We start from the raw sequence: 10,506 nt of genomic DNA, 5'->3' as shown, positions 1-10,506 counted from the left end.
CCACCGGTCCCGGGGCTTTTTTCCGTCTGTCATGCCGGTTCTGCCTGGCGGATGCTTTTCGCGATGAATGCATCGAGATCCGAGCGACGGTACTTGATGCACCGGCCCAACTTGGCGTAGGCCGGACCCTGGCCCATCGATCGCCAGTTGGCCAGGGTGGCAGGGCGGACATCGAGATACGCGGCCGCTTGGTCGGTCACCATGAAGACCGAATGCGAAGCGCGATTGCCAGTTAATGAGGTGGTCTGTTCCATGTCGAGCTCCTTGGGTAGAGATGCCTACTGTTCTCGTTTGGCCTGCTGGAATCTTGGTTTTGTGTGGCGCACCAATTCGGTATCGGCGACTCACATTGCGAGGACTTAGCGGGCCTGGAGAAGCACTGTCTCGCTATGGGCTGTTTGAATCTTGTCTCTGTGTGCCCACTGCTATGACCATGTCTTCTCCAATGGGGAGAGGTCCCACTCTCCCGCGATGGGGTGTCTGAATCCCGTCTATTGCTGGACGCGGATTGAGGCGGAATGCGTTCGCTGGCTATCAGCTTTCGGCGGAGTGATCGGCCGGGGCAATCAATGCCCGGCCGCCTGCATCACTCTGCAGCGCCGCGCTTGGCCGCATAGAAGGCGCTGACGATCACGTCGTGCTTTTCCTTCGCGAGGCCCAGCAGCGTGACGACGCCTTGCACTCGGATGCTCTCGAACTTGCCGTTCACACACGCCAGCACCGAACACGCTTCGTTGATCGCAATACTGGCGTTGTCGATCGCTTCTTCGGTCTGTTCTTGAGCTGATTGGCCGAGCTGCCTCTGCGCGATCTTGAGCAGCGTGTGCGCTCCGTAAGGCGCGGAATCGTTTAAGCCCTCGAGCAGGTCGTCGAGGATTTGCTCGGCGGAGTCGAGGATGTCGGCCACCTCGTCGATAGGACTCTTGGGGCTGGCCTCGGCCGGCACCGGGGCAGCCTCGGGCTTGGGGTTAGCCGCCGGCAGGACCATCGTGCCGTCCTCACCGATTGCGCCGGCCTGGGTCTCGGCCATGGTGATCGAAGCCAGGGCTGACAAGTCGATCTCGTTCTGTATGGCCGCCGACAAGATCGCAGTGAAGCCGGGACGTAGAGAGACGTCGCGGTCGAGATCTCCGAGGTAGGCAGCAACGAGGTTGTCTTGCGCTTCGCCATCACGCAGGCTGCGCCATGGTTCGCGCGCCGAGCCCAGCAGTACGGCCTCACGCATCATGGCAATGGCATGGTCACGGCCGCGAGCGAATGCGGCAGCGAGATCTGTTTGGGGATGGGAGGCCGTCTTCTTGGAGGTGGCGGCCTTGCGCGGTGCCTTGGTGACGGCGGCGCTCACGATTGCACCCCCTTCGAAGCAACGTGTGCGCGAGCGTTCGGGCGATTCAGCGCCTGATGCAGTTCCGCGCTTCGCACCATGGGCTGCTGGACCCGTGCCAGGGCCATCACCTTGTCTGCGATTTCTGGCGCATCGTCCGGCTCATCGGCGAGCCATTGCAGCATGACACCCATCAGCTTCCGGCTGCGCTGATCCAACACGCCTATCCGGGCGCCCAGATCGAGGATGGTTGTGCCGAGCGGCTCGCATGGACGCGCAGCGGCTGGAGAAAGAACGATCTCTGCAGATTCGTTCACGGACGCCGCAGGCGCGGCTTGAGTAGACTTACGGGTAGACATTGAGTGCTCGCTTTCGAAGGTTGTGCACTTGGTGTTCAGGCTGGTTGGGTGTCTCACCACCCTTCCGGCCGCCTAGATTCGCTGCAGATACAGAACCGTCTCACCGGTCCCGCCGCCCTGCAGCACGGCGTCATTCTTTCGGCGTTGGCTCCTTCGCCCTGTCGATGCGATCGCGTACCCAAGGTGCACCCCCCAGGCGAAACAGCTTTTCCTTTTGCATAGGCGTGAGCTTCATGGTCACGGGCACAGTCACGCTGCCTTCGACCAAAGGTTTCCGGCCCGGTTTCAATCGGTCCTCAAGCTGTTTTTTGTCTGATACCATGACCAAATAGTACACCCATCAAGTGAGAAAAGTACACTATTCATCCAAACTTTTTTATTTCTAGGACTGCGCGGGGCTTAGCCAAACTTAGCGTCCTCGACCCGCATGCCTGGGCCACCGCGAGGCTCTTCACGACGAAGCCGGCCTCGATGTAGCTCTCCCCCACCTTGTGCGTGGCGAGGTACAGATCGATGAACCGAGCCGCCCGGACCGACAGCCCGCCCAGGTCGTGGTCGTCCGCCGTTGGCGCGTCCTCGTCGATCGCCACCACGGGCGCGAGAGCCTGGTTTGCCTCGGGCTTGAGGGTGCGCGCGGGCTTCTTCGCGCCCTTGGGTGCGGGTGCCTTCTTCGCGGGCGCGCGCTTCTTCTCGGGCTTCGGAGCCGGGGCCTTCATCGGTGTCTTCCTGGGGGTTGCCATAGGCAACGATGGTCCCCGGCGAGGCTCACCTATCAGGGGGCGCTTTTCCGCTTCCGTCCACTGCCCCCGAGCCCCCTCGCGAGTGATACGCTGGGCGACATCACAACTACCGATGGTGGAGCCACATGTCTGAGAGCGATTACGAGTTCGATTACGGCCCCCCTCCCCATCTCTCGATCATTCCCGCAGCGCCCGGCTATCGAGTGATTTATGACGTGGACGGCGTCCTTTCCGTTGGCGAAGACATCATCGGCTGGCGGATCGAGACACGATGGGAGGAAGGCCGCCATCACTCAGAGGTCCGACCCGTGCTCATCAGTGGGATGGCTCCTTTCAGCGTCGAAGCTGTTCTCCATCCAGACGAGACAGTCACGTTGCTCGGTCAGCGACATGCCTCGATCGCCGGAGCTCAAGCGTCACACACACGTCTGAACAAATTCAAAGCCGACAAGTTAGCCCAGATGGCAGCCGAAGAAAGAGCCCGCTGACCGTATCTCAGGTCAGCGGGCTAACAGTGGCTTTGAGCCACCCCAGGATTGAACGTTGATGACACCAGTTCCGCATGAAGCAGCGCAAGCGTGTAACTGAATCATCTGGAAGGAGATCTTTTGCCCCCATGCCTGGCGCTAACTGAGTCCTATGGTTTATCTTGTCGAGATCCACGCTAGTTAGATCAGCCACTCTGGATGCTGGTCAACCAAGATGGCCAAGAGCGTCGCAGTCGTGCCTATGACGACAACATCGATGTGATCTCTAAGCTTTGCTATCTCATCGGATCTCATCATGGGCAGGTGCACGAGGAATGCAGCTGCCATCGCAGCTAACCCGGCCGGGGCGAACATATTTCGGTCCATGGATTGGAATGGGCAATTGGCGTTCCCATCTGCTTTTCATCGAGCTGCAAACAAGCCAGATAGTGCGCCCGGATACGAGTGGGCTCATGCCATCTTGCCCCGCGCTACCGGTGATCAGTCGATTCAGCACCGCCGCCCGTTCATTGTGGGGCTTACATGACCCATTCAGGGTGCCGGGCAATCATCATTGCGACGAAAGTGAACATGCCTGTCACGGTTGCCATGTCCACGTCTAAGGTTGTAAGATCTTCGCGGATCGTAGCCACTGAGCCCAAGTACACCACCGAAGCCGAAGCCCCAGCCGCCAGCGTTGCAGACAGCAGTTCGAGGTAGCTCATTAGGGCGCATTCTGAGGGTTGTAGGCTTGCATCGAATCATGCACGCGGATGACGGACTGCATCGGGCCGCTACCCTCGTTAACTCCATGCTATGTGGCAGGCAACACGAAAAGGCGACTTAGTAACCGAAGGTTGGATGAATCTACTGCGAAGGTAGCCGGCTGCAGCGACTCAATGGCTAAGGTCACGGCCGAGCCTTGATTGAGGTCCATTTCAGCGGCCGTCAACCATTCCGGATGTTGGATGACCATCACCAGCAAGAACATCGCCGTCGACGCCATGAGGACGATGTCTAGGTGACCTTTGAGAGAAGGGCTTCTTCTCAACTTCATCTGCCGCAGATGGATGAAGACCGCTGTTGCCAAGGCGGCTATCGCAGCAGGAACGAGTTCGGTGTAGTTCATAGGTAGGAAGGGGCAATCGGCGCTCCCAGCGGCTGCTCAGGCTGCGTCAAGTCGGACTGCAGCCTATGCCAGTCTGGATCCTTTTCACTGGGAGCATGATTGCCGCCATGAGCATCCAGATCTTCGTGACCAACATCCTGCGGCTGATGGAAGAGCAAGGCCTCAACAAAGTAGAGCTTGCCGAGCGTGCAGACCTCTCAATGTCGTTCCTGTCGGACCTCACGCATGGAAAAGCCAACCCTTCACTCAGAATCATGGCATCTATCGCGGATGCCTTGGGCGTGTCGTTGCCGTACATGCTCGAGGCGACTGATCTAACGCCAGCTGAGGTTGTTGAGCTCAACGGAGACAGGCAAGCTGCTCCGAGCCTGCCAAAGGGCTTCGAGCGGGTGTCAGCGGTGTTGCCAGAGTTCCAAGCATTTCAGGTGCGACAGTGGGCTGAAGTGGCGCGGCGTCGCCTGCAATCAACCAAGGCATGAAAAGGCTTGTGCCAAGCGCCATGGGCCTGCCGCGAGGAGGCGATTCACTTACCAACGACGACGACTTCAGGCAGTCGCGAACTTGAGCACCCTGCACCCTTGCACGCAGTGGAACAAGAGGGTCCGCACCGGGTGCGGAGGCAGTTAGGCCCGGGGCGACCCGAGCGGAGCGATCATCAGTGCAATGACGCGCTCGGGCGGCGGGCTACTATTTTCTGATCACCACAGGAGCCGCACCTATGCAAGTCACCACCCAGTCCACGACCCGCGCCCGGCTACAGGCCGATTTCGATTTGAAGGAGCAGGTGCGCGAAGAGGTAAACGCGCGAATCGACGAGAAGATCCGTCTGTCACTGCTGCCGGGCAGCACATCGCCATGGCCGGAAGCGAAGGATTACGCCGAGTACGTTGATGCGCACCGGGACTATGCCGCGGCCTCGGAGGCGCTTTCTGAGCACTGCCGCAGTGGCAAGACTTAACCAAACTTAACGTCCTCAGCTTCGTCGGCTGGGTCTCCACGGGGTTCCACGAGACGAAGCCTGCCCTCCTCACCCTGGTGCGTGTTGAGCCGCAGGGTGAACCCATGGGTACTTTCGTGCCTTAGCACCATTTAGCAGGAGCGCGCCGTACACCGAGGGCGCATGGCTGTTCCTAAGGCTGAGGATTTCCTCCTGCGGGCCCTGGTCATGTCGATGGGTCGCGCTCCCAGACCGTGAGCCCGCAGAGGTCGTAGTCGTGCGTCGCCGGCGTGTGTTGCTCGCTTCGTCACACCATCAGGCACCCACTTTTGAGCGTCGCAGGTGCGAATGGTGGCTTCAGGAAGTGATGTGAAAGTGCCGGCTCTGCCGGTGCTAGCACTTCACCTATTCTGCCCCGTTGCACGCGTCCATTGCCCAACGATCGGCACCCGATCGAAACCCGACTGGAACCCAGTAGGAACCGGCTGGGTTTCCGATTCTGGAGAGAACCCGTGCGGCACCCCCATGGCCACCACCCAGGCCCCATGCTTGAGGAGATGTGATGCCACATGACATGCCCGAAACGCAGCCATGTGACGGGGCAGGACATGTAGCGCAGTCCCACCCCCTTCATCGTCCCTTCCTCGCACCGCGGTGCTCACAGGTGTCGTCATGCGCGTCTTGGCTATGGTCGTCGCATACGCCGTCGCCTACCGGTCGCCTACTGGGTCGCCACCGGGTCGCCACCGGGTCGTATGCCAATCGCATAGCAGTCGCCTAGCGATCGCATGGGTGCGGCAAGCCTGCTTGGCGACTACCTGCCGCAGCGGCCCCGCCGAGCGGCAGCTGTTGATCTGCGTGCGGTCTTCCGTCCCCTTTCTCCGCACATGCGCAGATGTGTATGTGTGGATATGCAGATGTGTGGAGGGCGTGTGCTGCCAGCTGAGGATCAGGCGGACATGAAAAAGCCCGCACGTGGCGGGCCTGATGGAGCGCAGAAATTCAGGCTGCGACAGGCTCAGGCTCGCCGATCAGCGAGGCGGCCGGAATGCCCAGGGTGAGCAAGCGGCGGATCATGGGCATGGTCAGAGGGCGCTTGCCGTTGAGCACCTCGTACACGCGATTGCGTGGGCCGATGTAGGGCACCATGTCCCCGACAGTAAGCCCCGCTTGGTCCATGCGGAACTTGATCGCCTCGATCGGGCTAGGTGCGTCGATGGCGTAGTGCTTGGCCTCGTAGGCTTGAACGAGCGTCACCAGGACGTCGAGCTGGTCGCCCTCGGGCGTTCCCAGATCGGGGTCGCGGTCCATGAGGGACGACACTTCAGCAAGTGCAGCCCGGTAGTCCGCATGATTGCGGATAGGACGGACAAACATTTTCTTCTCCACGGCGCATCTGCGCCTTCATAACGGTTGCCGACAGCTCGCCCCTACTAGGAGTGATCAACGGTCTCGGCATCTACCTTGTCATATTCCGCGTGAGTGCCAATGAACTTCACGTAGACGGCTTGATACCTAAAGACGATCGCCGTGATCAGCCGGTAGTCATTGCCCTTGATGTTGAACACGACCCGGTTGCCTTTCAAGATACTGGCGCTCCTGAACTGTGCTTTCAACTCCGCCGGGTTCAACCAAGTCGCGGCCATCGCTTCGGAGTACCAAGCACGCAGCGGCTGCTCTGCATCTCGGTGGGCTGGCATCTCCCAGAAGTTTTCAGGGTGGGTAGGGAGATGACACGCATGCACGTATTTTAGTCCCAAATTGGGACTCGTGCTTCAGCTCCAGGTTTTTGCGCTTGGGCCGCCAGCGTGGGCAGGCCTCGCGGCTCAGCTGGTGCCGAGCTTTGATGCCAATCCCGTGCGCGTCTTCGTAGCATGCCTGAAGGATGAAACTCATCCTCGCCTTCGCGGGCCTTGTGCCCTTGTTCGACGCCCACCCTGAGGGCGCCGTGTTGTTCTTGATCCTCGTGTGGCTGATCTCCCGGAGATGACGTCGACCGGCGACCCTTCGGCGAGCGTCGAAGTGCTTCTTCACGCGATCGAGCCGGTCGGTTGCGGGCTATGGCCAGGCACAAGGGGCCGGGCGCTATCACCACGCCGTCCTGGCCGAGCCGGGCGAGACCTGGAGGATGTGGTCGTCTCGGCCACCGGTGGCCAGGGCTCTGCCGCATGGCATCGATGCAGGGAGGGGCAGTGGGCAGCTGCGTGACCTGACCGGCCGGGCGGCTGCCGCGCCACCGTTCGCGTCGTGTGCGAGGGGTCGGAGGTCGCTGGCACTGGCTGGCCGGCTGCGGGTCGAGGGTGGAGTGGCGCCCGGCCGCCGGTGGAGAGCGTGCCCAGCATCGTGGGAATCTAGCCCGGCCAATCACTGCCCGGCCTGCGCGGCCTCGTTAATCCATGTTAAAGCTGCGGCGCGTCCATCGTGGCGCAGATGGGCGCTGAACGAGCGAAGCGAGTCCAGTGGGCTGGACCGTGCGCGCCCAGCGCGTACCGCACACAGTACCTGGATGTGACCGGCACAAAGAAAAACGCCCCGGATGACCGAGGCGCTTCTGACACTACTTCCAATGACGGGGGTCTTGCGAAATCCCCATTTAGCCAGTGCCCAACCGAGGGCATCGTAGCGGATGTTTGGGAAGCGAGGGCACGCTGGGCCGTGGTCAAGCGCCACGGGTCGCCCCCCGATAGGGCCGGTATGACCAGCCCATGAGAATGATTTTGTTGAAGCCGATGGCCGGCCGCAATGGCGCGGCGCGAAGTGGGCCGAAATGAATCAGCGGTTTCGAGCGCAGAGAACTGTATGCTTTCACAGTGCTTTGTACTGCCTACCGCCTCCGCCACAAGGGCCAGAAGCTCGATCCCGATGCGATCAGGCAAGGCGGCAGCGTGGGCGAACTGACCTATCGCCAGCGGCTGATCGGCAAGACGCCTGAATGGAACGTGATGATCGCCGCACTGGTCGTTCCCGGCGGCGAGACCTATGTCTTCCCGGTGCTCGATCGTGCCCGCCTTTTGAAGATCCGCGGCAACGGCCTGCTCATCACCGGCGTCGAAATCATTCCGCTCTCGCGCGGCATCAAGAACATCAAGGCTGACTATCACCTGCAGACTTGGTGGTGCGTGCCCCATGTGTTCACCCAGGGTGATGAACCCGAGCCCGCAAAAACATTGACGAAGCTGGGATGGCGCGAGCAGTCTGGCGTCGAGTACGCGAGGCGCTGGGGATTGCCTGAGCCCGACTACACATCAAAGGATCGCAGATGAACCTCGACGAGAGCTTCCTGGCTGGCATCCCGGCGCGCGAGATCCGCATGCTCTTCGCCGAGGCCGCAGTGCGCGCTGGCGTGATCCGGCCGGGCGATCCGATCGATCAGATGCAGGTCGATTTCGCCACCGAGATCGTCACGCTGTGCGCGCAGTTGGTCGACCGCTATCCCAACCCGGAATGCACCGAGGACACAATCGGCGACGTGATCAGGGGGCAGCTGTTCGAGCTGTGAATGGATCGTTGCCTGTGTAGCTGGCCCATGGCCTCTATGACAGCCATTCAGGGTGGTTGGCAACCATCATCGAGATGAAGGTTGCCACAGCTGACATGGTCACCATGTCGACATCCAAGCTCGAGAGATTTTCTCGTCCTGCTGCTGCCATGCAGCCATAGAGCACCGAGGCCATAGCTAGCGCTCCTAGGGCTGCTGACATCAATTCTATGTAGTCCATGTCCTGCATTCTGTGGCGCGCGGACCAGGATTGGGTCATACATTTTGATGAGCCAGTAGGGCTCGGCAAGCCGCATGAATCTGCATTTTCTGGCAGTGCGGCAGGTCCAGGGTGACGGCGATCAGCTTCGCCCTCAGCACAATGGCCCGCCGATGGCTGTCAAACTTAGCTCTGTCACCCTCCCCATGGGCCGGCACTGAGGCAGCTCAATGCTCAACCCGGCCAGGCGGCTGGTCTGGTCATGGCCATAGGGCAGATACGCGCCCGATCGCTCGATCGAGATGACGTTTTCGCGCGTTCTGCCGCTAAGGAAACAGCTAATAAAACCTAATGTCTGCGAACAGATTGGAGACCTCTTGCGTCGGGCAGAGCGACGTCCACATGCGCTGATGACTTAGCAAAACTTAGCATTTGGGTGAAGGCGACGGGGACGCCACTTGACGCTCCGCAGCCCCTTGCAAGCCTCCTCCAGAGCCCTTTCCGAGATCCTGCTCATCATCCGAGATGGTCAGGGCGGTGTCCGTGTCCCGCCCTTGTCACGCACCTGTCCGCCGGACAAGTAGCACCTGTCCGCGTGACAGGTTGTCCCTTGGTGCGCGGACAGCTTCAGGAGCAGTGATGCCTGCGTGCGTCACGCGTGACTCAGGAGTAACGCACGTGTGAGTGGGCTGTGACTCGAGCTGGATGCCGGCCAAGTCGAAAAGCCTGGGCATCTTGCACGGCTCAGCAATGACGTTGAGCCGTGGCCGGCCCGTGACCGCAGCCTGCGACCGCGTCGTGCTGATGCTGGCAGGACTGCCGTTGACTCTGGAGGAGCCGGCGCGATACACCGCCAGCCCCACTCTCGGCCGGGCCGCCCACATCACGCCGCACTTTCGGACCTGCCCGGCCGGCTCTAGGCCTGGCGCACAGTGCTGGCGGCCGCCCTTTGTCCTGGGGGGTGCGGCTGAACTACGTTGCGTGGTGAAGCTGCAGCGCTCACCGCAGTGCATCGGCGATGTCGCGCTCGCCGCTGCATTGAGGCCCTGCCGTGGTGGTGCTATCGCTGTACGCACGCGGCAGCTGAAAGCGAGGGGTCGACGTGCGTCAACACTGGAGAGTCGTGCTGGGCGCGTCGACAGCTGCCGCATCATCCTGCCGGGTGTTGACCAACCGACGTGACGATGGGCCGAACCTGTTGCCGACGGCGATCAGTGAACTGCTGCTGAAGGTGAATCGACCGCCGGCGTTTGAGCTGCTCGCGACCTGAAAATGTCAGCGCCGTTTTGGCCCCCGCCTGTCTGGAACGGACCTTTCGCTGAATATCAGCATTCCGAAGAAGGGTTGCAGGGGGAGGAATATCACCCGAATACCTCCCCCTACCCCAAGCACCGTTGGAGAAGGAAGAGAGTCGGTATCACCACCCTGAGGGTTCGTCGTATGTGCTGGCCGTTGTTCCCCTCCAGCATCCCCCGGCTTCGACGCATATACCAGCCGATCAGATCACATGCGGAGTTGCACCGGTGCCTTGCGGCGTGTCTGACTATGCGGTTTTCTTCCGAGCGGCCCCACGTGCGGCCCCTGCTATCGCGCGGAGTGCGGCCCGGAAACGCGAAAGCCCTTGCTACTGCGTTCCCCGTACCGGCCAGGGTGCCCCGAGGGGCGGGAACGCATGAGCAAAGGCTCTTAATTGGGTGTCACGACTTGGCCGGCACGTTGACCAGCACATTTTCTCGTAGAACGCTGAATATGTGAATACGTACAGTGTGAACTAGTTCACGGTTTATCAAATATGTAGGTACGCATCTGCTCATCTGCGTACCTACTCACTTCCTCAGGTAGTCGATCATGG

At 60.9% G+C, this 10,506-nt stretch carries 13 protein-coding genes and 1 pseudogene; 5 read left to right on the top strand and 9 right to left on the bottom strand.

What is annotated here, in order from left to right; all coding sequences use genetic code 11:
• Positions 1–29: 29 nt before the first annotated feature.
• From AC1MLT_RS23735 to AC1MLT_RS23720, 4 genes are all read right to left on the bottom strand, one after another.
• Positions 30–254 carry a helix-turn-helix domain-containing protein gene (locus tag AC1MLT_RS23735; RefSeq protein WP_481036995.1) on the bottom strand — a complete coding sequence of 75 codons (225 nt, stop codon included), beginning with the start codon at positions 252–254 and terminating at the stop codon, positions 30–32.
• A gap of 332 nt (positions 255–586) precedes the next feature.
• Positions 587–1,345 carry a hypothetical protein gene (locus AC1MLT_RS23730; RefSeq protein ID WP_481036993.1) on the bottom strand — a complete coding sequence of 253 codons (759 nt, stop codon included), beginning with the start codon at positions 1,343–1,345 and terminating at the stop codon, positions 587–589.
• A complete protein-coding gene (locus AC1MLT_RS23725; RefSeq protein WP_481036991.1) occupies positions 1,342–1,641 on the bottom strand; it encodes a hypothetical protein in 300 nt (99 codons plus the stop codon). The genes AC1MLT_RS23730 and AC1MLT_RS23725 overlap by 4 nt, the downstream gene beginning before the upstream one ends.
• A gap of 404 nt (positions 1,642–2,045) precedes the next feature.
• Complete coding sequence (locus tag AC1MLT_RS23720) at positions 2,046–2,399, bottom strand: hypothetical protein (RefSeq protein WP_481036989.1); 354 nt, start codon at positions 2,397–2,399, stop codon at positions 2,046–2,048.
• Positions 2,400–2,548: 149 nt separating this feature from the next.
• On the opposite strand from AC1MLT_RS23720, the gene AC1MLT_RS23715 reads away from it, so the two are divergent.
• Entirely contained in the window at positions 2,549–2,911 is a 363-nt protein-coding gene (locus AC1MLT_RS23715) for a hypothetical protein (protein WP_481036987.1), read from the top strand.
• A gap of 518 nt (positions 2,912–3,429) precedes the next feature.
• Here the strand turns inward: AC1MLT_RS23715 and AC1MLT_RS23710 are convergent.
• Both AC1MLT_RS23710 and AC1MLT_RS23705 read right to left on the bottom strand, forming a co-directional pair.
• A complete protein-coding gene (locus AC1MLT_RS23710) occupies positions 3,430–3,615 on the bottom strand; it encodes a hypothetical protein (protein ID WP_481036985.1) in 186 nt (61 codons plus the stop codon).
• 89 nt (positions 3,616–3,704) lie between these two features.
• Complete coding sequence (locus AC1MLT_RS23705) at positions 3,705–4,019, bottom strand: hypothetical protein (protein ID WP_481036984.1); 315 nt, start codon at positions 4,017–4,019, stop codon at positions 3,705–3,707.
• Between the two features lie 107 nt (positions 4,020–4,126).
• Between AC1MLT_RS23705 and AC1MLT_RS23700 the strand changes: the two genes are divergently transcribed.
• Together AC1MLT_RS23700 and AC1MLT_RS23695 are read left to right on the top strand one after the other, a co-directional pair.
• Complete coding sequence (locus AC1MLT_RS23700; RefSeq protein WP_481036982.1) at positions 4,127–4,498, top strand: helix-turn-helix domain-containing protein; 372 nt, start codon at positions 4,127–4,129, stop codon at positions 4,496–4,498.
• A gap of 239 nt (positions 4,499–4,737) precedes the next feature.
• The gene (locus AC1MLT_RS23695; protein WP_481036980.1) at positions 4,738–4,977 is read left to right on the top strand and encodes a hypothetical protein; all 240 of its coding nucleotides are present in this window, start codon (positions 4,738–4,740) and stop codon (positions 4,975–4,977) included.
• A 981-nt stretch (positions 4,978–5,958) separates the two neighbouring features.
• Here the strand turns inward: AC1MLT_RS23695 and AC1MLT_RS23690 are convergent.
• Together AC1MLT_RS23690 and AC1MLT_RS23685 are read right to left on the bottom strand one after the other, a co-directional pair.
• Positions 5,959–6,333, bottom strand: coding sequence for a helix-turn-helix domain-containing protein (locus AC1MLT_RS23690; protein ID WP_481036979.1), 375 nt, complete (start codon positions 6,331–6,333; stop codon positions 5,959–5,961).
• A gap of 56 nt (positions 6,334–6,389) precedes the next feature.
• Positions 6,390–6,697, bottom strand: a pseudogene (locus tag AC1MLT_RS23685) (type II toxin-antitoxin system HigB family toxin).
• 1,144 nt (positions 6,698–7,841) lie between these two features.
• On the opposite strand from AC1MLT_RS23685, the gene AC1MLT_RS23680 reads away from it, so the two are divergent.
• Positions 7,842–8,219 carry a hypothetical protein gene (locus AC1MLT_RS23680; RefSeq protein WP_481036978.1) on the top strand — a complete coding sequence of 126 codons (378 nt, stop codon included), beginning with the start codon at positions 7,842–7,844 and terminating at the stop codon, positions 8,217–8,219.
• On the top strand, positions 8,216–8,455 hold the full coding sequence (locus tag AC1MLT_RS23675) for a hypothetical protein (protein ID WP_481036977.1): 240 nt from the start codon (positions 8,216–8,218) through the stop codon (positions 8,453–8,455). The genes AC1MLT_RS23680 and AC1MLT_RS23675 overlap by 4 nt, the downstream gene beginning before the upstream one ends.
• A gap of 34 nt (positions 8,456–8,489) precedes the next feature.
• Here the strand turns inward: AC1MLT_RS23675 and AC1MLT_RS23670 are convergent, their stop codons facing one another.
• Positions 8,490–8,630, bottom strand: a complete 141-nt coding sequence (locus AC1MLT_RS23670; protein WP_481036976.1) for a hypothetical protein — start codon at positions 8,628–8,630, stop codon at positions 8,490–8,492.
• Between the last annotated feature and the right edge of the window lie 1,876 nt (positions 8,631–10,506).

The organism is Variovorax sp. PEI5 (genome assembly GCF_056679935.1).
Note: the sequence above shows the minus strand (reverse complement) of the source record. Positions and strands in the feature narration are given on the sequence as shown.

What these genes read in the sequence shown, in the direction of transcription:
- AC1MLT_RS23710 (WP_481036985.1), bottom strand. Translation starts at nt 3,615, where the DNA reads ATGAGCTACCTCGAACTGCTGTCTGCAACGCTGGCGGCTGGGGCTTCG.
- AC1MLT_RS23715 (WP_481036987.1), top strand. Translation starts at nt 2,549, where the DNA reads ATGTCTGAGAGCGATTACGAGTTCGATTACGGCCCCCCTCCCCATCTC.
- AC1MLT_RS23670 (WP_481036976.1), bottom strand. Translation starts at nt 8,630, where the DNA reads ATGGCCTCGGTGCTCTATGGCTGCATGGCAGCAGCAGGACGAGAAAAT.
- AC1MLT_RS23695 (WP_481036980.1), top strand. Translation starts at nt 4,738, where the DNA reads ATGCAAGTCACCACCCAGTCCACGACCCGCGCCCGGCTACAGGCCGAT.
- AC1MLT_RS23705 (WP_481036984.1), bottom strand. Translation starts at nt 4,019, where the DNA reads ATGAACTACACCGAACTCGTTCCTGCTGCGATAGCCGCCTTGGCAACA.
- AC1MLT_RS23690 (WP_481036979.1), bottom strand. Translation starts at nt 6,333, where the DNA reads ATGTTTGTCCGTCCTATCCGCAATCATGCGGACTACCGGGCTGCACTT.
- AC1MLT_RS23675 (WP_481036977.1), top strand. Translation starts at nt 8,216, where the DNA reads ATGAACCTCGACGAGAGCTTCCTGGCTGGCATCCCGGCGCGCGAGATC.
- AC1MLT_RS23720 (WP_481036989.1), bottom strand. Translation starts at nt 2,399, where the DNA reads ATGAAGGCCCCGGCTCCGAAGCCCGAGAAGAAGCGCGCGCCCGCGAAG.
- AC1MLT_RS23735 (WP_481036995.1), bottom strand. Translation starts at nt 254, where the DNA reads ATGGAACAGACCACCTCATTAACTGGCAATCGCGCTTCGCATTCGGTC.
- AC1MLT_RS23700 (WP_481036982.1), top strand. Translation starts at nt 4,127, where the DNA reads ATGAGCATCCAGATCTTCGTGACCAACATCCTGCGGCTGATGGAAGAG.